Source organism: Paenibacillus sp. FSL K6-0276 (assembly GCF_037977235.1).
Lineage (GTDB): Bacteria > Bacillota > Bacilli > Paenibacillales > Paenibacillaceae > Paenibacillus_AQ.
This window is the reverse complement of sequence record NZ_CP150276.1, coordinates 330,598-354,509: the sequence shown is the minus strand read 5'-3', so window position 1 is coordinate 354,509 and position 23,912 is coordinate 330,598. Positions and strand designations below refer to the sequence as shown.

Sequence of the window (23,912 nt, the reverse complement as noted above, 5' to 3'; positions counted from 1 at the left end):
AAGACTTGAGTGAATTCGACTTCCCATTCCTCAACTCTTCCCAACTGCATTTTCTCTATTATTTAACTCTCACTTAACCCATCTTCACCTATCACTTCTTCTATTGTACAATCACTTTCATTCAACTCTTCGATTCCGATGAGTTCTCCAGGCTGAACATTAAAATATAAACAAAGCTTTAGGAGCAAGTCTCTGGGATACTGTACCATCTCATCCTTATACATACGGCGAACCGAATCAAAGTGATAATTAATATCCTTAGCAAGCTTTCGTATAGAGAGTTTGGGATCATGATTCTCCATGACCACACTTAATTTACTACGGATAACCGGCATACATTCACCTCCAACTTAAGTCCACGCCCACAAAAATCCATCGCGATCCCACGCGATTTTGCCGCCGTGCAGCTTCCGGAAAGCCTTCTTTACTTCCTTGGACAGTGAGGCATTGCCATTCTCATTCACAAATACAAATTGTTCCCCAAAATTCTCTTTCACATATTCAATCGCCGCGGTCTGATACAAGGTACCCGTAAACCGAATTTCCTTAATCATCCATTCTGCTACCTCTTCTGCTGTTACTTCCATATGGATGTGCCTCCTTTCGTGTACTTCATGCTAAAATGTGCCCTCATTATAACATGAATACAGCCCGACCGGACAAACGTCCGAATCGGGCTGTATTAGATGTCTTAATTATTGAGGATATGTATGATTCGAAGAATGACGAGTCTTCTGCCCGCCACTTACCATCAACAGAATCCCTGTAATCAAGTGTAGTACCCATATGATTTTTATCGTGCTTTACTATTTTATTTTCATCCTAAAATCACAGGTTCATCCACTTCATGATGTGGTTGCTTCTGTACAAAAGGAGGCAATCCTTCCTTGCTCATTGCAGCCGAAGGTGCAAGCCCCAAGCAGTGGCACATTAGCGGAGCTAGGCGCAATTGGGGAATTGCCTGATCCTCTTTTTCCAGAGATAATACATCTACTCCAAACGTATACAACGGCACATCTCGTTCTGAAGAGGTTATCCCTCCGTGATATCCATTTGCGTTCATTCCATGATCTGCCGTAATCAGAATCTTATACCCCTGCTCCATCCAAATTGGCAAAACAGTGGCCAGCAAACCATCGGCGTTACGCACTGAAAGCTCATATTCCTTGCTCTCCCCACCATAACGATGCCCGGCGTCATCTATATTCATGGAGTGAATGTAAAGAAAATGTGGATCATACGCACTCCGTAAATACACAGCATCGGCAAACACATGGCTATCGGGATAGTGATCCTCGAAATAAAAGCTGCCATGCTGAATCGGCTTCATCACGTTGTGCTGATGGCGATCAGCCAGTGGATTAAAGGGAGCCGAATTATAAAGCTCACTGACCCAATGATAGGCGACAGCAGCTGTTCGCAAATTAGCGGCCACTGCCAGATGAAATACACTCTCTTCATGGCTTGGTCTCACAATATGGTTGGCCGTAATTCCATTTTTGGACACGGGTGTACCCGTCAAGAGCACTTCATAAAGCGGGCGTGACAGACTGGGTAATTCCGACTGTACTCGATAACAAGATAAGGGGCCCTGCTCCACAAGATGCTCCAGATACCCCATGTATTTGCGAGCTGCATCATATCTAAGTCCGTCCAAGACAACCACAATGAGTTTATTGGTCATTTCCGTCATTCTACTCATGCTCCTTCTCGCTCTAAATGTAAAAGCTCGGAAGGGTTCAGCGCCAATGTGACTTTGTCCCCTTCTCCAACCCGCAGCCAGCGTCCATCATTTAAAAGATCAACCGTTAATCGGATGCCTTCAGCCTCAACCGTACATCGAATGATATTGCCAAGCACAGACACCGATTTAATCATTCCATTCACCAGTTGTGCTCCGGCAGCAGCCTCCTGTTGTCCCGCTCCCTCATGCAGTAGCGTTACGGCTTCGGGGCGAATGGCAAAGCTGTCCATACCACTATCTATTCCGTGGAACAGCGCCATCACTTCAGGCCGAGTCAATACGTTATAACTGCCCATGAACCGAGCAACGAACTCTGTGCGCGGTGCAGTGTACAGTCCTTCCGGCGTTCCATCCTGAACAATTCGTCCACCGTTCATAATGCAGATGCGGTCGGATAGGATCAGCGCTTCTTCCTGATCATGCGTAACGAATAGTGTCGTCATGTTAAAACGCTTCTGAATATCGCGAATTTCGGCACGTAGATTCTTACGAATCTTGGCATCGAGTGCACTCAGGGGTTCATCCAGCAGTAATACTTTGGGCTGCACTGCTAGAGAACGGGCCAGCGCTACCCGCTGCTGTTGTCCACCGGAGAGTGACTGCGGATAGACATTGCGCTTCTCCTCCAGATCGATCAATACCAGCAACTCCTCGCAGCGATTATGCCGGGCGGATTTGGATAACCCACGCATTTTCATTCCATACTCGATATTTTGGCTCACCGTCAGATTAGGAAATAGAGCATAAGACTGAAACACCATCCCCACTTCGCGTTTACGGGGCGGCAGATTTGCCAGATCTTTATTCTCTAGAAGAATTCTGCCGCCATCCAGCTCCGAAAGGCCAGCTATGCAGCGCAGTAACGTACTTTTCCCGCAACCGGAGGGGCCCAGCAGCGTCACAAGCTCCCCTTCGCGAATCTCTAAATCTATATTGTCTAGCACACAGGTATCACCGAACATTTTGCGTATACCCTGCAGCTTCAGATAATCGTTCATCCCTTAACGCCTCCTCCCATCTTTTTGCCAAGCTTCATCAGTACCATCGAAAGGACTAGAATAAACAGAAAATACGAGATGGCAATCGCACTGGCTAAATGTCCGCTTTCGCCCATTCTTTGATATAGATACACCTGAATCGTCTGAATATGTCCGCCAACTAGCATGTTTGTAAGGACAAATTCGCCGAACAGAACCGAGAATGATAACAGGGTGGAGACGATAACTCCAGGCCAGATATTTGGCAAAATCACATTCACAAAAGCCGTTCTGCGGCGGGCCCCAAGCAATTCCGCAGCATGCAGCAGTTCAACGGCGTTAACGGTCAACAGACTATTACGAATGCCCTGATACATATAGGGAAGAATGACCACAAAATACGCGCCCACCAATAAATAAGCTGTTCCAGCGATATCAAAGGGGCCAGAGGAATAGGTACGAATAAGTCCCACCGCAGCCACTACACCAGGCACCGCATATGGCAGAACAACGATCACTTTCATAAAGCTCTCCCAGCGCGGAAAATAAATGGTGATGACAAAAACAGCTGGCAGCATCACGGTCAGACTCAGCACCACGCTGATCAGGCATAAATACAGCGAGGTCCAAAGTGCCTCTAAAAAACGAATATCCTTAAACATTTCTCCGAACCAATTCAGCGTCCAAGCTTGGGGCAGCAAGGTATTCTGCCAGTCCTGTGCAAAAGCATAAATACCCGTTGCCAACAGTGGAAGTAATAAATAAACCATGAGCAGTAGCATGAAGGCGCGTGGAGCGAAGCTCGCTTTGCGTATATTCATTGCCGAGCCTCCTCACTAGCTGCTGTCCATAAGCTCCTAGAAGATTTGGCTTTTACATCCGATCTGAACGCTTTAGCTCCAAATCTCTCCGTGCGCCGAACCATCAGATGATTCAAATAGACTGCCAAAATCGTAGTCAGACCAAGCAGGACAGCGAGCGTACTCCCCATTTGTGGCTGAGTGACCACATCTCCAGCAACCAGTGAACCGATACGTACCGCCAGCAGATTATAGTTCCCGCCAACCAAGGCGTACGCCGTGGCATAAGCACCCATCGCATTGGCAAACAGTATCCCGAGCGTGCCGAAAATCGCCGGAGTTAGAATCGGTAGCCCGATCGTCTTCCAGAACTGCCATGGCCCTGCCCCCAGCAAGGACGCCGCCTCTCTCCACTGCTCACGAATGCCATAAAAAGACGGATACAAAAGCAGTAAGGCTAACGGAACTTGAAAATATACATACACCAGAATCAGCCCAGACCAGCTATATAAATCAAAATCGGTAAAAACACTCCAGCCCCATTGTTTGAATAAGAGCGTAAATACCCCGTTATTTCCGAGTAAAATGATATAAGCAAAGGCCAGCGGAACACCCGCGAAATTAGAGGTCATATTTGACAGCATCAACAGTCTATCCCGTACCCGCGGGGTGAATCGGGTAATGCAATATGCACAAAAAAGTCCGACAACAATCCCTATCAGACTTGAGGTTAAAGAGATCAGCAAGCTGTTCTTGATTGCCTGCATGTAATAGGCACTTTGCAGTGCATGCAGATAATTGCCTAGCGTAAACCCAGTTCCATCTGCCTTTTGGAAACTTCCCGTCAGCATGGACAATACAGGTACTAGCTGAAATGCCAACACCATCAGTGCAAACGGAATGAGTGCCAGGATCACACCGCGGCTTTTCTGTTTCAACTTCCTCACTCCTTGTCGCGGGAATAGAACAAGGGCACCTTACGGCATCGTGACGAAGGCGCCCTGCTTCTTTATTTGGGGGAAGAACAATTCTAGTTCAAATGTACAAGTACACGTTCCTGCCATAACTGCGGAATGGTCTTAGCTGTCTCTTCCCACACCTTGTAATCACCAACTGGTTTGGCGTTGACATATTCCTCTTTTGGCAGCAACTTAGCAGCAACATCATCTGGCAGCTTTACACTGTCACGGATCGGACGAGCGTACCCTTTGGCAAGATTAATCTGTCCTTCATCACTAAGGATGTACTGACGTGTCAGCTTCGCAGCGTTAGGATGCGGCGCATATTTGTTAATGATCGTTGCATAACCGCTCACAACACTGCCTTCCTTCGGAATGGCTACCGCGAAGCCATCTTTGTTGATCTGGTCTCTATAGTTCAAAGCGTTGAAATCCCACAGCAGGGTAACTTCTACTTCCCCTTTTTCGATGTTGGCAAGGGAAGCTTCTGCATTGGAGAGACGTCCTTTTTTAGCCAAATCCTCGAAAAAAGCAATTCCCGGCTCAATGTTCGACTCATCGCCACCAAAAGCAATCGCTGCGGCCAATACAGCCATTTGCGCTTGAGCAGCTTTGGTTACATCACCAACGATGATTTTGTAATTTCCGTTCTTCAGATCTCCCCAGCTCTTCGGTGGGTTAGCCACGAGCTTGGTGTTCGTCAGAAACGAAATCGTCCCTTGATAGCCGACAATCCAATTTCCGTCCTTATCCTTAGCCCAATCAGGGATCTCATCCCAGTAGGTCGTTTTATAAGGTTGTGTTACTCCTTTATCCACGGCAACCGATCCAAAAGCGATCCCTACATCTCCGATGTCAGCCGTTGGTTTATCTTTTTCCGCATCAAACTTGGCAATTTCCTCCGCGCTCGACATATCGGTATCTGAATGTGTAAGACCATACTTACTACTCATATCACTCCATGTATCTTTCCAATTCGCCCAGGAATCCGGCATTCCCACACTGATAACACTGCCCTCTTCTTTAGCTTTATTCTCGATCTCAGTCAGACTTAACTCTTTGGTGCCAGCATTTCCATTCGTTGTTTCCTCAGCCTTGGCCGAATTTCCACAAGCAGCAAGCAACAGGACGAGCAAGGATAACATTAGACCCATCGATAATTGATTTTTGATCCCTTTTTTCATGATTTCCCCTTCACTCCTATTTCTTATTTGCGGGCTTCTCTATGCTCCAACTGTTAGGCACCCAATTGCAGTATAGGCGTGTACTATTTTCGTGACATTAAGTAGGATAGGAATATTTGTAAATAAAAAGTAAGACATACCAAAAACCACCTGATTCACTCAGGCGGTTCTGATGTTTATGTTTAAATCTATACTACCTTCTACGCGCCACCACACTAACCACGCCGTATCTATAGAGCACTTTCTTACCGAAACAGCCAAATAGACGATCCGTAAAAAAGCCCATAAAGCCAAGGCAGAATAAACTGACAAAGATCCAGTCTGTACGGAAAAATAATCGAGAATTCCAGATCAGATAACCTACACCTTCGTTCGAAGCAATCATTTCCGCACCGATAATCGCCATATACGAGGTTCCTATCGCTAACCGGATGCCTGTAAAAATATACGGTATCGTCGCCGGAACGATCACATGAATCAGGATTTGCCACTCACTGGCGCCCATACTGCGGGCTGAGCGGATTTTATCCTCCTCCACGGACATCACATCGGTCAAGGTATTCAGCACCACGATAAAAAAGGTAGCGTACACAATCAGCGCAATCTTCGACTGCTCCCCAATACCAAACCATACTAGAAACAATGTAATGAACGCAATCTGCGGACCACCTTGCGGAAGATCCAATCCGTCTCCTCCTGCTGTCTCCCATACGTATCGCTCATTCCTACCTCTGCTTTCTCCCTATCGGCCAAGTGGAAACGACTTTTCCGTCCTTTATAGGACGGTAACGTTTCAGCGAGAAATATAAGGATGATTGATGAAGTGAAGCCTATACATCCTTATATTTCAACAAAAAAGACTCCCAGCACATACCCCTAACAAGGGAGAAGTGCGGGAGCCTTTGGCGGTCCAATCGGCTCGGATGAATTATTTCACTGTTCATTTAATTAGTGTTTAAGTATTGGCGATATCATATACACATTTATTCCTACCTGTAAAGTATGTATTTCGAATATTAAAAAAGAGCGCCCATAAAAGCGCCCTTCCGAGTTGAACCCTTAGCACATTCATTGAGCACATCAACGAATGATTATTGACCACTTTCCAGCACAATTGCGTGACTGTCCTCATCATAAACCTGCATAAAGGATGAAACAGTCGGCAAATAATCGGCTGCCACATACAAAGTACCCTTTATGATTTGCACATTAAGGCTCACGTCTGGCTTTAGGGAAAGTGTCCACTCCCCTTTGCTAATTACGGTTTCTTTGCTTGCTGTATCCCAACGAATGTCCGCTCCCCATGAGCCAAATAGCGCTCTAACCGGTAAATATATTCTATCGGATTGCTCAAGTGGTAGAGTAGTAGTATTTAATTTCACCTGCACTCCGTCCAACCATACTTGAATGTTCTTACCCGCTGGTAACAGCGAGACCGCATCGAGCAGATCAGCCTCGCTACGCAGTGGCTTAAGGGCTTGCAAATCGAGATTCAATACCTTTAGTTTGTTATTCAGCGTATCCGATACATACAGCTTGCCAGACATAAGTGCAACACCGGAAGGCTGATTAAACATCACTTTATCCAACGCTCCAACCTGATCTCCCGAGGTACCCTGCCCTGCGACTGTGATGACTTTCTCGTCCTTCTGAATGGCCCGAACCCGATGATTCAGACTATCAGCAATCAGCAACACTCCATCGGCATAGGCCAGTCCACGAGGACGATTGAACAGCGCCGACAGGCGATCTCCATTCTGGAACCCTCCAGCCATATAACCAGTCACTGGATCAATACTGGTTGCTTTGCCTGCAAAGGTCTCAACCTTACTGCCTTTAATCAATCGGATCATCTGATTCCCACTGTCAGCCACATAGAGATTACCGGTCTCATCGAACACAAGACCCACGGGCTCATTAAATTTGGCCGAAGCTACTGCTCCATCCAAATAAGCGCCATTACTCCCCTGTTGACCCGCAAAAGTAGTCACGATACCTTCTGATGTAACCTTGCGAATCACATGATTCAGTGTATCCGCTACGTATACGTTGTTATTACTATCTACAGCTAATCCACCTGGTGAGTTAAACTGCGCCTCATTGCGTTGTCCATCTTTGTAGCCGGCGACTCCCGTTCCTGCGAGGGTGTACACTTCTCCATTCTTTATTTTGCGGATAACATGATTGTCGGTATCACTGATATAGATATTGCCTTTACTGTCTGCAGCAGTATACGTCGGATGATTAAACAAGGCCTTTGCACTCTTATCATCGATATATCCTTCAGCACCTTGTCCAGCCACTGTCTGCAGCTCTCCATTACTCCACTTGCTGATCGTACCGCTTCCGGACTGAACGATAATGAGATCATTGCTACCAGGTACGGTAGTCAATCCCCACGGCTGTTTAAGAGAGAGTACAGCATTAGACGAAGCATTCTGCGTGATAGTCCCTTGAACGTCACCGCTTGTGTTTTGCACTGCCTCTGCGGTAACGATACTGGATAGTGATCCGCTTATGAACATAAATCCACAAACGATGGAGATGAGTTTCTTTTTCATTACATTTTTTCTCCTCTCGAAGGTTATTGCGCCTTTAAAATAACAAAGATAATCTAATCTGGAGGTTGTCTATTATTATCTGTAAAGGGCCGTTTTCTGTATCTTCAATCCTCACCAGAGGAATGATAACGATATAAGGTTCGGGAGTTAGTCCATTCAAGAATTTCGGAGTAAGCTTAAGCACAAAGGTATTCTCATCGTTCCGATCCAGTATATAATCCGTATCTTCTAGTGGAGATGGATTTCCCTCATAATATTCATAACGATATCTAATCTCCCCTACATCATAACCCAGTGATTGGATGATAAATTCCGGTGCTTCATCTTCACTTATAGGGCCAGTATGGTTAAAATAACCCGGAGTGATTTTCCCCTTGTAGGTAAACCCACCGTCTGCTATCTGTTGATCCTCTTCCTGTACCTGCCCCCCGGAAAGGGTATTCTTTAACAAACCGCCGTTAACCTTGATTTGAACAAAAGAGCTATAAGAGAGTGATTCACGCAGCTGAATGATAAGCTTATTCTCTCGAATGTATACCTCACCTAAATCGAGCGTGTCCTCACTTTGATTCAAAGTAACACTCACCCCATCCCTCGCAGCATTAGGATTAGAGTCATCTGCGATATTAAAGGCTAACGGTGCTGTAAACGGCAAAACAATCTCAGTATCACTGACGAGATAGTCATAGATATGTTCTCTAAATTCCTGCTGGTCTATCTCAGGCGCGCCAAGTGGATTTGGTGTTTCCGTTGGCTCTGGCGTCGGTGTTGGCGTTGCTGTTGGTTCCGGCGTCGATGTCGGCGTTGCCGTCGGTTCCGGTGTTGGTGTCACAGTTGGCTCCGGCGTTGGCGTTGGTCGTTTTGGCTTCGATAGATCTAGAGGAATCGAACTAGATAGATCATAATTAATCTGAGGTGAAAATGTTGGCATAGATATGACCGGGTGACCCACCATAGCATCTTTTATTTGCTGGATTAATCTTTCGATTTGATTATTTACTGCTTCGGTTAATTTCCCTTCTTCGTTCAGATATTTCAAATGCTGCTCTAGAGCAAATTGCGGTAATACATCCAGGGACAGCCTTTCTGTCACCCATTGTTGATTCTCCATAATAAGTTGTTGGGAAGCTGTTATCATACGCTCAATCAGCGTGGAATCTATAGACGGAACTACATGAACTGTTCCTTCCAAAACTGCCAGATAGCTGCCGTTATTTCCATTAAGGACATTGCCTTGACTAGGATTAACACTAACAAAAAACTCTGTGCCCATAACGCCCATGATAGCCGTCGGAGTCTCAATCTCAAAACGAGAGTCGCCATCCAGCTTCTTCTTCACCTTAATCATGACTTGTCCATTTTGCAGCTTCAGGCTTGTCTTACCGCCCAGCGCCTTTGCGCTTTCGACTAATTGACTGATAGTAAGTGTCGTTCCTGCACCGATCGTAACTTCTTTGTTAGCATCAAGATCGAGGCTGATTTGCCCATCAGTGCCTGTTATAATCGTATCGCCTTGGGTAATCGCCATCCCTTTAAAAGCATTGAATTTCTTCGTTCCACCGCTCTTCTTTACCTCAGACTTGCCTGAGACCGCAGTTATTTTCCCCACTTTGACGCTATCCTTCGCCTCTGTGACAACCGCTGGCCAAAGAATACTGAACAACAAAATAAACGAAAGGGTAAGCTTTAACGACTTCATCTCAATCCCTCCAATTCGTAGACGCTGATTCCTTGTTCCTTGCCCTTTACCTTGATCTCTCCTAATGAATCAGCAGTTACTCTATCTTTTACAAAAGCGTAGGTAGCCTCACTGATGAGGATTTGTCCAGGCTTCGCATTGCTTTCCAGACGGGCTGCCGTATTGACGGTGTCGCCAATCGCTGTATAATCCATCCGTGTCTTGGAGCCGATGTTCCCAAATACAGCAGGGCCAGTATGTACCCCAATGCCGAATTTCACTACAAGCCCAAATCGTTCAAACAGCTTTTGTTCCACCGCCGCCGAGCCTTCCTTCATCGCCCACGCAGCCTTCACCGCTTGCATCGGATGATCCTCCAGCAACAATGGAGCATTAAAGATCGCCATCGTGGCATCACCGATAAACTTATCCAACGTGCCATCATACTTAAAAATACAACCCGCGGTCAGATCTAGATACTCATTCAAAATCTCTACAATCTCCTCAGGTTCAGCGGCCTCCGACAACGGAGTAAAGCCACGAATATCGACGAATAACAAGGTTAGCTCTCTGCGACTTCCTCCTAGCTTCAGCCCTTCTTGACCGTTTTTGAGAATTTGATCCACAACCTGCGGGGCAACATAGCGGCCAAAAATATCCGTAACCCTACGTTTTTCCATCAACTCTTCTAAATATTGAAACCCTATCACGATAATGCAGCTTACAATTAGAAACGGAACCACATAACCTAGTGAAATCACCGTTCCTCGATCATAGAAAAATCGACCTGCAAAAATAAGAAGAGCCATAATAACCGCAATGGCGGCGTAAGAATACAACATTTTCACTTTGCGGAATAGTAGATAGGCCAGGAGTGCAACCAGCAGCAATACAACTTCATTCCACTTCCAGTCCAGCACGCGTTTGTAATTATCGTCCAGCAGCGATTGAATGATATTCGCATGTATTTCCACGCCGTATAACGTGTTTTTGCCGCTGATCGGTGTTAGGAAGTCATCCTTAAACCCTGTAGCATAAGGCCCAATTAGCACAATTCTATTCTCAAAATAGGAGGGTGGAACCTCTCCGCTAAGCACCGCCGAATAAGGGATCTCCTCAAAATCACCATTGCCTCCGGAATAGGGGATATAGAAACGCCCGAACTTATCTAACGGCAGCTTCTGCGGATCAGCGATGCCCCCCATCGCCTCTCGATATTTCTGATAGACTCTCCATGACAAGCTGTGAATAGCTTCGCCCTCATAATCAAAAGAAAAAAGAGCTTTACGCACCACATGGTCCGTGTCGGTAATGGTATTGATATGGGCTGTGGCAGCCGCGGCTTCCCGTAAGGCCTCAAACGGCTGGAACAGCTCCAGCGCTTCGATCTTTCCCTGCTCGGTATTTGGCGCAAATGTGCCATATACCGGCAGGACTACATTCCCCGCACGGGCCACAGCCGCGGCGAATTCAGTATCCGCCTCCGGGTCCTCCGAGCCGACAGGGAACGTAAGGTCAAAGCCGATTACAGCTGGATGTCCTTCGGAGAGTGTGTCCAAGAGCTGGGCATGAACATTTCTGTTCCATGGCCAGCTGCCGAAATCCTCCAAGCTCTGATCATCTATCCCGATAATAGCAATGGTAGTATCCACTGGACGCTCATGCTGCATCACGCGATCTTGTAACAGATGATCAATGGAGTCGAGACTCCCTCTATACAGTAGAACCGCAAAAATCACCGTAAGCAGAAGCAAAATATGTGCTAACTTTACTCTCAAGGTCCGTTTCTCCAATCTATGTATTATGGAATGAGTCCGAGCCAGCGCCAATAAGGAATGCAAAGGATCTCTAGTAATATAACGGCAAGTCCATAACCTAAAGCAATCTTTTGAGCCTGCTTGTGGGTAAAGGCTTTACCTTCTGCGCTATAATAGGCGGTCAGATACGTTGGTGATTGATAAGCGAAGAAGAAGGGGTCCGTGGATAATAAGATCAGGAACACAAGCACCCATGGATGAATGCCGAGCCCTGCGCCAATCGGAAGAAGTGCCGTGGCGAGTAGAATGACGGCTGGATCATCGCGAATGACAAGTGTAACTACGAAGGAAATCATTATAACTGCCAACAGAAACAATACCGGAGATGAAACAAACAGAGACATATACTCATTTAAAAAGGAAGAGAGCACCCCACTAATCGTCAGCACCGCAAAGCCTATCAGCCTCACCCATGTATTATCCAGCCCGTGAAGCGGCTGAAGCACCATTAACACAATGCAGCCAATAATCGTCCATAGGGAGATGCGTTCTTCTTTGGTGAGTGGACCGAGCAGTGTCAGTTGTTCGTTAAGCACATCGCCAGATACCACCTTGGAGCCTGAGACATTGCGGAACATGAAGGATAAGACGGCTAATAATACACCACCAAAAATAATCAGTGTGGGGAGAGCATACAGCAGCCATTGCAGCCAAGTAACCTGTTGTCCGCCTGTCACCAAACCGTAAGCCATAACATTAGTATAAGAACCTGTCATTACAAAAGGAGCGGTGAAGCCATAGAATAACATGGCGGCCAGACCTAACCCTGCTGCTCCTTTGCTTCGTTCACCGTAGCCCATGGACTCGGAGAGTGTGTGTGCAACAGGTACGCCAAGTGATACCTTAGCTGAGGAGGAGGGAATTAGCGGATTCATAATCATGCCACCAGCAACAATGCCTCATAGCTGCCCACGAAGTGTAGTTTCTACCGCTGCCTGTGCTCCTGCCGAACGAACTTCACCTGTTAGCAGCGCCATCTCTCCAAGCACTTCCCATTGTCCAAGCAGCGCTAAAGAGCGGCGGCCACCCGCTTCCGTGTTCAAGAATAGCTCAATGGTGCCTCGTTCAACGATAAACATCCGATCCCCAGGATCACCCTGTTCAAACAGAAGGGTACCCGCAGGAAGCTCCAGCTTCGTAAGCATTCCTAGCAGTTTAGCCTGCTCCATATTCGAAAGATCCTTGAACATCTCTATTCTTGTCAGCTTCACTTGCCATCTACCTCTTATTTTGAAAGATTATGTCTATTAAAATTATTCAAAAATATTATATATGAAAAATCATATGAATAGTAAGAATTTCCTATTTTTCTAGAAGAAAAGGGATGTAAGGTACAAAAAATGACAAAAAGCAGGTCAGAGTTACCTCTGCCTGCCTTTGCCATACTATTCTTATAAATTGATTATTCCATAAAGTAGTTTTGCAATTTCAGCACGGGTTACTTTGCCACGAGGATCGAAGTTATTGTCACCCTTGCCATCAAGGATTCCCTTAACTTTCAATTCACTTACCGCTTGTTTCGCCCACTCTGATACGCTGTTCATATCCTTAAAGCTTGCAGTAGCAGCAAAAGAAGATTGCGATCCTTCTTTGTACTGTATCAGTTTTTGCAGGACAACTGCCGCTTCCTCACGAGTAATAGCATCTTTAGGACGAAACTTGCCATCACTGCCTTGGATGAATCCAAGTTGAGCAGCTTTGTCAATCGATGATGCATAATACGCCTCTTTAAGTACATCAGCAAAAGTACTGTTCGCGATAGCCCCACTTGCCTCATCCAATCCAAGGGAACGAATGGCCAGTGTAACAAAGTCTGCACGGGTTACATTTGCCTGTGGTCCATAATGCGTATCGTCGATCCCTTTTATCACATGCTTAGCGGTCAGCTTGGAAATATACGACTCTGCCCAGTGACCAGCAGTATCATTAAACTGCTTAACGTATTCCAGCACCGCGAAGGAAGAGAAGTGATCGGTTGTAAAGGTAACTGTATTCCCTTTAAACACTCCACCCAAATATTCCAAGGTGCTGCCATTTACATAATAGACACCTGCAAAATCTGTATCGATCCTGGCAAGCTGTTCCTTCGTCAGGGTCAAGGTAATTGTAACGGCACCTTTTAACTGGTGAATAGCCGTTTCTTTGCCGCCTGCTGTAGTACTGAGGTTCAGCGTAACGGTAGCCCTTGATGGACTCATTCCAGCGACATTTGTTAGTACAGATGTCGTACTTGTATCTACGCTCAGTAGCAGCATATCACTGCCGGCCGGGATCGCTGGTATGGAGCTTGTTGGTACGCTCAATGTAACGTTGGAAGACACAATATTCAGATCTAGCTTCTTAGCGACAGCCAGTTGTATGCTCGCTGCATCAAGTGCAAGTTTAATCTGATCTTGGGTCGAAGCTCCTCCGCCTAAGCTAATCTTGATTTTCCCGCCTGTAGTAGCTTCCTCTATCAGCTTCTTAAATGCTAACGGATCAGCGGTATACGTTCCGTCACTTCCCAAGGTCAGTTCAATACTTCCTTTTTGCGCTCCAGGTGTAGCTGTAGGACTCGGAGCCACAGTAGGCACTGGTGAAACTACTGGAGGTGTAGGTGTTACATCCTCTTTTCCAGTGTAGAAGCCCCAAATGTCTGAAAGCACACTGCCGGAGTGATCATCCTCGACCTTTGTATACCATTGGTAGTAGCTATCCGGATTCAGCTTACTCCAAGTAACTTGAGTCTCCGCGCCGCTCACCACCTGCTGATTGGCCGTGATTTTCTGGTCGCTATAAATCTTGACCCCGATGTAATCGGTAGCCACTCGTTTAGTCACAGGCTGTAGATCCAGATCTAGTACGAACTCATCTTTGCCTGGGAATTCACCTTCATCATAGTAATTATAATCATCCAAATAAGGCGAATAAGTCTTCACGCGAAGCTTGTTGTCAGCTACATCGAACTGAAGCAGACGAATATAACCAAGTCCACCCTCTTCGGCACCTTGATAATCTGCCAACATTTGATATACATTGCGGTCTGGAATACCGTCGCCGTTATCATCCAACTCATCTACCTTAAGCTCTGCATCATGATAATGACCGGACAGTGCTGCGATTACGTTCTTGTTAGGTTTTACAACCTTTTCAAAGATCGTATCGGCAATCGGCGCGCGGTTATTAGATACCAGCATGTATTCGTGGAGACAGAGGATGGCTTTACGCTCTGGATAACGGGCAACAATCTCATTCATCCATTCAATTTCTTCCTCTGCCAGTCCCCAGCCCATATACACGATAATAAAATCATTTCCGTTCGCAGATACCAAATCATAATGACCTCGGTTGTTGTCATAAGAGCCCCCGAAGGTCGGCATGTTCTTGAATCTCCACTCCCCGAAGTATTCCCAGAACTTGGTGTAATCTCCGGTTTGATGACCTACGTCATGGTTACCCGCAAGAACACCATAAGGAATGTTAGCCTCCTCCAGAACCTTCATGTTCTGGTCAGCTTCCTTCCACTCATACTCTTGATAGGATTTATCCACGATATCGCCTGTATGGATAACATATTTCAGGTTCAAGCTCTCTTTGTTGTCAGCAATCCACTTCACATTCTTACGATAAATGTAAGGGTAGCTCTGTGAATAATATTGCGTATCAGACATCCATACAAAAGAGAAGTCATACGTATCTTGCGTAACTGTAGTTGCTGTCTTAGCCACGGACGTAATCTCATCCTGAACCATAACTGCAATGCTATTCCCATTAGCATATTCTCCAACAGTCACCGTAGATTTCAATTCAAAATCCTCAGTTCCGGCGATCAAATGATCCAGCTGTACCCATTTCTCTCCAGCAGGACTCCAAGTGTAGAGACTAACTTTACGTCCCGGCAACGAGTTCCCTTTCCATTCAATATCCACACGATCTGAAGCTTTCACTGATTCATCCAGCTTAATTTCATAACGCTGATAAGGAAATTGTTCAACAGCATCGTTAATTAAATACTGTCCGTCCATAGCACTTATTTTACTGTATTCGTCAGCGCTAAGCGCTTGTTCGCCCGCAGGAACGGATTGTTTTGGCGGTTCTGTATCGGATGCGTTCTTAAATCCAGTAAATCCTTGCTCTGGATGGTTACCATCGTACTTGAAACCTCTATAGAAGGTAACGCCCATCTTATCCTTGTTAGGATCTTCAACCTTAACCTTCAAAGTTGAATTAGTACCTACACCGCTCTCCCAGTTCGTAGGTGAGATCAGCAGTGGTGCAAATGGATTTTCATTCGGCACATGGAATGTAATGACCTTCTCCACCTGATTGCCGATCTTATCCAGGGCAGTGATAGAAAGCGTATGGTCTCCACCGGACAACTTCCCAGACGAAGTAGCATAAGGCAGCTCAATAACATTGCCGTCCAGCTTCACGCTGACTTTATCTACACCTGCGTAAGTATCCTTAATCTCAGCAGCAATTTCGAAATTACCACGATAAGTTTTTCCTTCTTCAATCGATGCTTTGATAGATGGTGGCGTGTTGTCTACAATTACATTTGACGATATCTTGGATCCACCTTCGGTCAGTGTTACTTTATGTTCTCCGTCAGTTACTTCTTTAGTATTCCAGTTATAAGCCTTCGAACGGAACAAATCCGATTTCAGATCGAACCGGAAGCCGATGGATTCGTGCTTACCTGCGCTGTCCCCCATCTTAATTTCTTTATCACGTTCTGCATAAGCGGGGTCCCAAATTTCAGTACCATCTGCAAGCAGAAGGCGAACATTTTTGACTTCAAAATCATCTTTATTCTCCTCTGGACGAGGGTCAAAAGGCGATGATTTAGAGCCAGCCCGAATGTAGATCACATTATCCGTGCCCACTTGTAAAGTCTCAGAGGAAATCGGGAAGGTCATTGTCGTATACGTAGTAATCGGGTCCATAAAGGTATACAGAATGCTCGCATCCCCTAGTTCTTCCGGTCCCATTGTAATGCCATTTTTGAAATAATAATCAACATTCTTAGCTTCAAATACAAAGTAAGCATCATTCTCAAGGGCGGCATATGCCTCGTTATTGCCCAGCACCTTATTGTCGGTGCTCAATCCCACTTCATCAGCCTTAGCAGTGGCAGAGGTTCCTTTTACCGTCATGGAGCCATTAATGAATTGCCCATCCTTCACATTCAAACGAAGCGCGGATTGATCGGGACCACCTGTAATTTTCACTTTCATTACCGGAGATTCTGTCTCATTCGTTCCATCAGAAACGACAAAATAATACTGTATTTCATTTCTACCAATCAAATCAGCTGATGATAATTTAAAGTGATACAAGCTATCGTTGAAGTCTTGGGATAGATTATGGCTGACAAAATCGGGCTGCTTATCCGAAGCTACTCTTACTTCTACGGACGTAACGGCTTTATTGTCATCAGCGAAAGCCTTCAAATCAAGACTCATCGACTGATCAATCTCCGTTATGGCAGTCAGATCATTTACCGTCGGATTTTCGGTATCCGGCTCCACATGGATCGGCGTGTTTGGAAGTTGTGCTACATCCACCCGGCCTGGTGAGGGGACGGCTGATCCCGTGCTAGTCTTGAGCATTTTGCTTTGCCCATTCACAGGATATTTGTATAGAAGGGCTTTATTTTCTTTGGTATCGTCACCTTTAGCTCCACCATCATAGGTAAGGTCAGCATCATAATACGCGGAGGAAATCTCCTTCTCCGTATTACTCTTGATTACGACTGCCCGGCGGCCAGAGTTGGCCATACCATCACTTTTGATCAGAAATAGGTTTGTGCCTTCCACCAGATTCGTATTGAATTCTGTATTGAATTCATTAGCCGTATACGTACTATTAGCACTATTAATAATCCAGAACACAACGGACTGCTGTGCAGGAATCTTAAAGTTCTCTTTCGTCGAAGGCCACTTCACATCGGAAGCGTTTCCTTTATCAGGATAGCGATAATAGATCTTGTAGTTCTTGAAATCAATCGGTGCGTCAGTATTGTTATAAACCTCAATGAATTCAAAAGCGTCACTACTCGTTCCTTTTACATTCGTCGAATTCGACAGCAGCTCTGTGATTAACAGTGGCGGCAAATTGTTCGAATCAAACGTTGGCAGGTTCACATGAACAGAATAGCTCTCTGTCACATTGTTTACGCGAATGCTGTAGTGCAATTCTGGCTCTTCCAACGCAGCCGCAGGAATTACCGCCGTATATTCATCTTCACCCTTTGGAGTCATGGTGATCACCGTATCTCTTACCTGGGAAGGAGAGCGATACTGTAGCTTTACAACGGGCAATGTTCCATCTGGTCCAATCTCTAGATTAGTAATCTTCGCGCTGATAGGGAGATCGGCTGCATCAACACTACTTTGCGAAATATGTACGATCTCCGTTTTTTTCTCCACAGGAACTTGCTCAGGCAGTTGTTCTGGATTTACCGTTCCAGGTGTAGCCGCAACCGTTCCCGAAATCGCCATGAGACTCATCACTGAGCTATCGGCTTGCGAATATTGATAGACAATCCCGTTATTCTCCTTAACATGTTCTTTTCCGTAAGAAGCAGTGACAATTAGAGCATCTCCTGCTTTACTTTTAATTTGTAAATTACGCGACGAAGTATTAGCCATACCGCCCCCGCCGTTGATACGGAACAGATTCACACCTTCCTGCAGAGATGCAGAAGGGTTAAAGTTTTTGATGAAATCCTCCGCAGGAACAGCCAGATTAATCCCGTTCATAATCCAGAAGACGATATTGCCGTGCGCCGGTATTACCGCATCGCCATTAGGTGTCCATGTATCTTTGTCATTATAAAAGAAATAATAATCCTTAAAGTTAATCGGCTTGTCCGTATTATTGTAGACCTCAACAAATTCGTAACCATCCACAGAGGTCCCATCCGTGCCTTTTACATTTTTAGTATCTGGAACAACCTCTGTAATAAGTAAAGATCCTGCATGGGTAGGAACTGCATACACATCTGTCGTTACGTTTGTTTGACTCATAAGCGTGACAAGCTGATCCTGTTCATCAACATGTAATCCTAATTCAGATGATGTCTGCTCCATTTCCAGCTGCTGTTCTTCAGCAAATCCCACCGGAACCATTAGTCCCAGCATCAAACTGCTAGCAATCAAGCTGGATAGAAAACGTTTAGTCTTTGCTGTTATTCTCAAAACTCCGAACACTCCCCATAAGTTTGATTGTGACCTATTTGCATAAATATGCAATTTAGATCATCTGGAAAGTATACAAGGGCTATATTATCGCTATATCAATTCAATGTTAAATCTTTAGGTTATCTTAAATATTGTTTAAGCTTGGGCTCAGCTTTCCGGGTTACAATAGAACTAAGTTAAATCACAACCAACACAGACACCTTAATCAGAACCCATAAAAACGTTATTTGTAAAATAAGAAAAGAGGACTCTAATGGATATAAAAAGAGTGATTATAGTAGGCACCGTAGTTATGGTAATGTCTTTTGGAAATGCTTGGAGTAGCCTTACTGCTAACGCAAGTTCGACTACCCAATGGTCCACTGTAAAGACTGCCGATAAAGACGAATTATTATTGAAAGCACTTAACCAACCTACAGATGAAGATCTATACGATGCCTTATATGACGGCAAGTCACTTCAAGATATTGCATCAGAACAAAACACAGATATTGAAGATGTGATCGATCTACAGGTAGCCCAGCTAACGGAACAACTAGATTCACGACTAGCTTCCGGAAGCATTTCAGCCGAGCAGTATGCAGCACACAAAGCGGAGCTGAGGGACATCGTTACGGAGAGTGTTCTCACTTCTTTCGGCTAACAAGGGTACATACAGTGGCCGTACAACATTTCTCCACACAAAATAAAGAGGGTGATCCGATAGCCATTGAATGGCTATCGGATCACCCTCTTCGTATATTCAACGCTATTTAACTGAATTCCTAAGTCCCTATCTTGTTATCTCTATTGATCTCTAGTATGTCCAGGAAGAATACAAAAATTGGAATTCCGAGAATTAGACCCCATACACCCAAGTAATGTTCAGAGAATAACAGTACGATAAAGGTGTAGAACATCGGCAGGTTCATTTTGGATGACATTAGTTTTGGATTCAAGAAGTAACCCTCGACAAAATGTAATACGGCAATCATAGCCAGTACATATATCGTCATAGCTAGGCCGCCAATATTGTAACCAATAATACAAAGTGGTATTAAGGAGACCACAAAACCTACAACCGGAATCAGACTAAGCAGGAAGATCATAATCGATAAGGCGAATAGGTACGGAAAACCTAAGATCCAGAGTCCAATCACCGTAAAGCATGTATTAAACAGCGCGATCAGAATTTGCGCTTCAATAACTTTACCGAAAGATGAGATGAATTTTCTACCAAAATACTCAAGCTCTACATAGAACCAAGAAATCTTACTCTCTTTAAGACGGGCAGTGAAACTGACAATTCTGTTCTTCTCAAGGATAAAGACAAAGCTCAGAATAGTGGATAATACGAAGCTGGTACCCCAATTACTTATTTTTAGACCGTATTCAAGACCATCTTTCACATAAGACTGATAGTTCAAATCCTTAAGCTGGGTAAATAAATACTGCGCGATTTCGTTCTGTGGAATATTTGCAGGGGCTAAACTGGTCAGAAAATTTGTTAACTGCTTAATCTGAGTGAAGACCTTCGGCAAATAATTAACTAAAGTAACTACGATCAGAGCAATTAAGGCTAAATACAAAATAATAATAATGACTTTACTGTTGACTGCAACATATTTATTGATCCGCTTCGTGAGTAGCACTTGAAAGCTGTTCATTACATAAGCCATCAGAAATGTTAACAGTACTAAATTGAGCATATCTCTAATACTGAATAGCAGTAGGGCAACCAGCCCCAAAATAAAAAAACGCCGGACCGTTAAATTCGCGTAATAACGCTTAAATACTTCCATCAGTTCTCTCCATTCGCCTACCAATTAGTACTCTATTTATAGTCTACAGTAAGGAATTCACTTATAGCAACTAGTGATTCGCCTAAATTGACGGAATTTCTCACTTTTTGTAAACTCCTACTGAACATAGAGAATAGTGATATCCATTCCATACATTTCCTTAGCCTTTTACGCTCCTCCAGTTGTGTGCATTAACTTAACGATTCGACTCTTCTGATCATAGTTCAGATTAATATGAAGATCTTTGCATAATTGAATAAACGGAACCATCAAAATCCCTTTTCTCATTTCGGGCGTGCTTCCTACCAGATCTACTCTTTGGTTATTCAGGGTTAATTCCATTGGCGAATCTATATGCTTGATCTGCTCAAGTGTTTGGACTGCGGTAAGACCCTGGCTTCCCCCGTTAATTCGAGAGGCGTTCCGGTCCGTTCTCGCATTTATTCCATCCTGAATTTTAAATGTCAGCGAAATCCCGAGTGAATCACAAGCAGATAGCAATCGGTCATTATAAGATCCATAGGGAAAGGCAATCGCTGAATCCGTATTCCCCAGTTCTTCCTTCAGCCTTTGCTCCGCTTTGGCCAAATCATGAGTGACTCTGCTGTAGTACTCCACGTTCAATTCATTTCTGTTCTCATCGTCGATATATAACAAGGCGCTGGCTGCTGGCCGCTCCCCACCCTCAGCATCCACGATACCATAATGGTGTAAATCGTACGTATGACTATAGAATCCCATCCCGTCCCGCTTCATTTCCCGCATCTGCTCCCAGGTGAGTTTCGGCACACTATTCGGATCTGGGTGATCAATCGCAGACACGATAACGAAATTAACTGCCGTATAGCCATACTTTTTCAGGATAGGAAGGGCCAATTCATAAAAGCTCTCATATCCATCATCAAAAGTTAGCAGCACCGCATTATCCGGAACCGTACCATTATTCAGCATAAATTCCCGGTATTCTTCCATCGTAATCACATGAAAACCTTCCTGCTTCAGCAGCTTCATTTGATCATCAAACCGATCGGCCGATAAGATCCAAGGAAACTGCGGCATTGGCTTCTCTGAAAGATGATGGTACATCAGCACGGCTACCTGATCTCTGTAGTAAATACCTTTCGGAAGTGGTCCCGGCTTCTGCCAGTTGATATGTATGTTCAGGGCCTGTTCGGCAACAGCCTTGGGGATCATAAGCTCATCAGGCGAGGCCGGGTATGTAGCTACCGTCTTAATGATTTGACCGTTCACATTTATAGTAACTATAGAAGACTCGCGTTGATTGTTGAAAATAGCAGCAAGACTTATTAGCAGAACGATGACTAAAAGTATCCTATATTTTTTCGTATGCAATCTCTGAATCTCCTTAAAAAGATCTTTTATTCACTATGTAACTACATATTTGGTGACAGTTCCACCTACTATTGGTTACATTTTCTTCTTATTTTGTTTTTTATAATAAAAACAGGAGGCGATCCTTAAGCCTGAACTGGCTTAAGGAACACCTCCTTCAAATGGAGATATATACAATTATATACATCTATATGTAATTGTAGACAGTCTAGAACCTTCTCTTGTCTGCAAAGTAATTCTCTTCACCAAGCTCATCCACAAACTGCTGCAGCCAATGATAATATTGGACGGCATGCTCCAGCTTCTCCAGATCCTTCAGGCAGAATTGCCGCTCCTCCTCAGGCGTATCCATGGCTTGAACCAATCCCTCCAGCTCAGGAATGACAACGTCCAAAGCCTGCTTCATGACATCAATCTCCCGCTGCAGCTTCATCCCAAAAAAGTTCTTAAAGGTCTGAAAGAAATCTGTTTCCACTGCATACAGATCCTTTCGCTCCCGCTTCTCCTCCAGCTTGGTCACCATCTTGGAAGCCATCAAAGAACGGACCCCATAGCTCATATTACTCTTGCTCATATTCATCACATTCTTCATCTCTTCAAGCGTCATCGGCCGGTCTTCAAAGAACATAATCCCATACAGCTGCCCGAATGAGTAATTGGCGCCATATAAGTCCATCGTCTGAGCAATCGCATCGATCATCGGACGCAGCAGCTGCTCACGTGGAGATAAGTCTTTATTCTCTTCACCAAAGGCTACCTGTTTCATAGCTGCACCTTCATTCCACTTAGAATCTACCCTTCTATTTTACACAAAACAGCAACTACTTTCGCTAATCTCTTAAATTTTTACATAATCTCGCATCGATCTTTACGCCCACTTGACCACGCAGCTGCTCGATGAGTGTACAATTTTTTTTGAACGGAAGAGCTTTCCTCAGAATTATACCGCAAAAAACAGAAGATGGAATGGGGTATCGACAGAATAATGAAACGTTCGAGATTTATAGGTGAGTTGAAACCGGTGCTCTTCACCTTGCCAGCAATGATTCCATTCGTTGTATTTTGGCTTGCGCCATTACTTTATGTATTTTATCTCAGCTTTACCGAATGGGACTTCATGAGCCCCGAGAAAACCTTTGTCGGACTAACCAACTATCTGGATCTGTTCAACAATCCTGCCTTCTATAAAGCACTTAGAGTGACTCTGTTATTCTGTGCGGGAAGTGTGCTGCCCGTTATTCTGATCGGACTTGGACTAGCACTCCTGATGAACGGAAAACTGAAAGGCTCCACCCTTTATCAGGTATTGCTTTTCTCCCCTTGGGTCACGCCGACCGTGGCTGTATCCATTGTCTGGTCCTGGATCTACGAACCGGAAATCGGTCTTGCCAATACTGTACTTGATCTATTAGGTCTAGAAAAAATCGGCTGGCTCCAAGATCCTAAATGGGCGCTGCTCGGTGTTCTGCTTGTGACGATATGGAAATCGGTAGGCTGGGCAATGATTTTTTACTTGGTGGCGCTGCGTAATGTTCCTTCTGATCTGCTGGAAGCCGCTGAACTGGATGGAGCAAATGCTGTTCAAAAATTCATCCGCATTACTTTACCGCTAATCTCGCCGACGACACTGTTTCTGTTCATCGTACAGATCATTGGAGCGTTACAGGCATACGACCAGATTAACGTACTTACACAGGGTGGACCCTCAGGATCAACACGTACCTTGCTCTATATGTATTATCAGTCTGCCTTTGAAGCCTTTCAAATTGGAGAAGCCTCTACTGTCGCAATGGTTCTTGTATTTATATGTATGCTGCTATCCGTAGTCTCGCTAGAGGTTAGTAAACGGACAACTCATTATCAATAACAACTGC

At 44.8% G+C, this 23,912-nt stretch carries 18 protein-coding genes and 1 pseudogene; 2 read left to right on the top strand and 17 right to left on the bottom strand.

Annotated elements, in window-relative coordinates; all coding sequences use genetic code 11:
• Positions 1-62: 62 nt before the first annotated feature.
• From MHH52_RS01630 to MHH52_RS01565, 14 genes and pseudogenes are all read right to left on the bottom strand, one after another.
• On the bottom strand, positions 63-335 hold the full coding sequence (locus tag MHH52_RS01630) for a helix-turn-helix transcriptional regulator (RefSeq protein WP_340006230.1): 273 nt from the start codon (positions 333-335) through the stop codon (positions 63-65).
• A gap of 15 nt (positions 336-350) precedes the next feature.
• Positions 351-587, bottom strand: a complete 237-nt coding sequence (locus tag MHH52_RS01625; protein WP_340006228.1) for a hypothetical protein — start codon at positions 585-587, stop codon at positions 351-353.
• A 230-nt stretch (positions 588-817) separates the two neighbouring features.
• On the bottom strand, positions 818-1,693 hold the full coding sequence (locus tag MHH52_RS01620) for an alkaline phosphatase family protein (protein WP_340006227.1): 876 nt from the start codon (positions 1,691-1,693) through the stop codon (positions 818-820).
• Positions 1,694-1,698: 5 nt separating this feature from the next.
• The gene (locus MHH52_RS01615) at positions 1,699-2,742 is read right to left on the bottom strand and encodes an ABC transporter ATP-binding protein (protein WP_340006226.1); all 1,044 of its coding nucleotides are present in this window, start codon (positions 2,740-2,742) and stop codon (positions 1,699-1,701) included.
• Positions 2,739-3,542, bottom strand: coding sequence for an ABC transporter permease subunit (locus tag MHH52_RS01610; RefSeq protein ID WP_313636508.1), 804 nt, complete (start codon positions 3,540-3,542; stop codon positions 2,739-2,741). The genes MHH52_RS01615 and MHH52_RS01610 overlap by 4 nt, the downstream gene beginning before the upstream one ends.
• Complete coding sequence (locus MHH52_RS01605) at positions 3,539-4,459, bottom strand: ABC transporter permease subunit (protein ID WP_340006225.1); 921 nt, start codon at positions 4,457-4,459, stop codon at positions 3,539-3,541. Before MHH52_RS01605 ends, MHH52_RS01610 begins: the two co-directional genes overlap by 4 nt.
• Positions 4,460-4,551: 92 nt before the next feature.
• A complete protein-coding gene (locus MHH52_RS01600; protein WP_340006224.1) occupies positions 4,552-5,664 on the bottom strand; it encodes an extracellular solute-binding protein in 1,113 nt (370 codons plus the stop codon).
• Between the two features lie 193 nt (positions 5,665-5,857).
• Positions 5,858-6,322: pseudogene (locus MHH52_RS01595) on the bottom strand (ABC transporter permease subunit); the annotation flags it as partial.
• Between the two features lie 433 nt (positions 6,323-6,755).
• Positions 6,756-8,225, bottom strand: a complete 1,470-nt coding sequence (locus tag MHH52_RS01590) for an SMP-30/gluconolactonase/LRE family protein (RefSeq protein ID WP_340006223.1) — start codon at positions 8,223-8,225, stop codon at positions 6,756-6,758.
• Positions 8,226-8,259: 34 nt separating this feature from the next.
• Entirely contained in the window at positions 8,260-9,924 is a 1,665-nt protein-coding gene (locus MHH52_RS01585) for a FecR domain-containing protein (protein ID WP_340006222.1), read from the bottom strand.
• A complete protein-coding gene (locus tag MHH52_RS01580) occupies positions 9,921-11,681 on the bottom strand; it encodes an adenylate/guanylate cyclase domain-containing protein (protein ID WP_340006221.1) in 1,761 nt (586 codons plus the stop codon). The genes MHH52_RS01585 and MHH52_RS01580 overlap by 4 nt, the downstream gene beginning before the upstream one ends.
• A gap of 23 nt (positions 11,682-11,704) precedes the next feature.
• A complete protein-coding gene (locus tag MHH52_RS01575) occupies positions 11,705-12,616 on the bottom strand; it encodes an anion permease (RefSeq protein ID WP_340009444.1) in 912 nt (303 codons plus the stop codon).
• A 3-nt stretch (positions 12,617-12,619) separates the two neighbouring features.
• Positions 12,620-12,931 (bottom strand): cyclic nucleotide-binding domain-containing protein, encoded by a 312-nt coding sequence (locus tag MHH52_RS01570; protein WP_340006219.1) that lies wholly within the window; start codon positions 12,929-12,931, stop codon positions 12,620-12,622.
• Positions 12,932-13,111: 180 nt separating this feature from the next.
• Complete coding sequence (locus tag MHH52_RS01565) at positions 13,112-18,901, bottom strand: S-layer homology domain-containing protein (RefSeq protein ID WP_340006218.1); 5,790 nt, start codon at positions 18,899-18,901, stop codon at positions 13,112-13,114.
• A 256-nt stretch (positions 18,902-19,157) separates the two neighbouring features.
• On the opposite strand from MHH52_RS01565, the gene MHH52_RS01560 reads away from it, so the two are divergent.
• Positions 19,158-19,547: a hypothetical protein gene (locus tag MHH52_RS01560; RefSeq protein WP_313636518.1), complete on the top strand. Its 390-nt coding sequence runs from the start codon at positions 19,158-19,160 to the stop codon at positions 19,545-19,547.
• Positions 19,548-19,668: 121 nt separating this feature from the next.
• On the opposite strand, the gene MHH52_RS01555 is transcribed toward MHH52_RS01560, so the two are convergent.
• The 3 genes from MHH52_RS01555 to MHH52_RS01545 all read right to left on the bottom strand — a co-directional run bounded on the left by MHH52_RS01555 (position 19,669) and on the right by MHH52_RS01545 (position 22,804).
• Positions 19,669-20,685, bottom strand: coding sequence for an AI-2E family transporter (locus tag MHH52_RS01555; protein WP_340006216.1), 1,017 nt, complete (start codon positions 20,683-20,685; stop codon positions 19,669-19,671).
• A 168-nt stretch (positions 20,686-20,853) separates the two neighbouring features.
• The gene (locus tag MHH52_RS01550; RefSeq protein WP_340006214.1) at positions 20,854-22,038 is read right to left on the bottom strand and encodes a polysaccharide deacetylase family protein; all 1,185 of its coding nucleotides are present in this window, start codon (positions 22,036-22,038) and stop codon (positions 20,854-20,856) included.
• 208 nt (positions 22,039-22,246) lie between these two features.
• Positions 22,247-22,804: a transcriptional regulator gene (locus MHH52_RS01545; protein WP_340006212.1), complete on the bottom strand. Its 558-nt coding sequence runs from the start codon at positions 22,802-22,804 to the stop codon at positions 22,247-22,249.
• 195 nt (positions 22,805-22,999) lie between these two features.
• Here MHH52_RS01545 and MHH52_RS01540 point away from each other — a divergent pair, with 195 nt between their 5' ends.
• On the top strand, positions 23,000-23,905 hold the full coding sequence (locus tag MHH52_RS01540) for a sugar ABC transporter permease (RefSeq protein WP_340006210.1): 906 nt from the start codon (positions 23,000-23,002) through the stop codon (positions 23,903-23,905).
• Positions 23,906-23,912 lie beyond the last annotated feature (7 nt).

Coding starts and splice junctions, on each gene's coding strand:
- MHH52_RS01555 (WP_340006216.1), bottom strand. CDS start 20,685: ATGGAAGTATTTAAGCGTTATTACGCGAATTTAACGGTCCGGCGTTTT.
- MHH52_RS01620 (WP_340006227.1), bottom strand. CDS start 1,693: ATGACGGAAATGACCAATAAACTCATTGTGGTTGTCTTGGACGGACTT.
- MHH52_RS01590 (WP_340006223.1), bottom strand. CDS start 8,225: ATGAAAAAGAAACTCATCTCCATCGTTTGTGGATTTATGTTCATAAGC.
- MHH52_RS01610 (WP_313636508.1), bottom strand. CDS start 3,542: ATGAATATACGCAAAGCGAGCTTCGCTCCACGCGCCTTCATGCTACTG.
- MHH52_RS01615 (WP_340006226.1), bottom strand. CDS start 2,742: ATGAACGATTATCTGAAGCTGCAGGGTATACGCAAAATGTTCGGTGAT.
- MHH52_RS01560 (WP_313636518.1), top strand. CDS start 19,158: ATGGATATAAAAAGAGTGATTATAGTAGGCACCGTAGTTATGGTAATG.
- MHH52_RS01540 (WP_340006210.1), top strand. CDS start 23,000: ATGGAATGGGGTATCGACAGAATAATGAAACGTTCGAGATTTATAGGT.
- MHH52_RS01630 (WP_340006230.1), bottom strand. CDS start 335: ATGCCGGTTATCCGTAGTAAATTAAGTGTGGTCATGGAGAATCATGAT.
- MHH52_RS01625 (WP_340006228.1), bottom strand. CDS start 587: ATGGAAGTAACAGCAGAAGAGGTAGCAGAATGGATGATTAAGGAAATT.
- MHH52_RS01545 (WP_340006212.1), bottom strand. CDS start 22,804: ATGAAACAGGTAGCCTTTGGTGAAGAGAATAAAGACTTATCTCCACGT.
- MHH52_RS01600 (WP_340006224.1), bottom strand. CDS start 5,664: ATGAAAAAAGGGATCAAAAATCAATTATCGATGGGTCTAATGTTATCC.
- MHH52_RS01585 (WP_340006222.1), bottom strand. CDS start 9,924: ATGAAGTCGTTAAAGCTTACCCTTTCGTTTATTTTGTTGTTCAGTATT.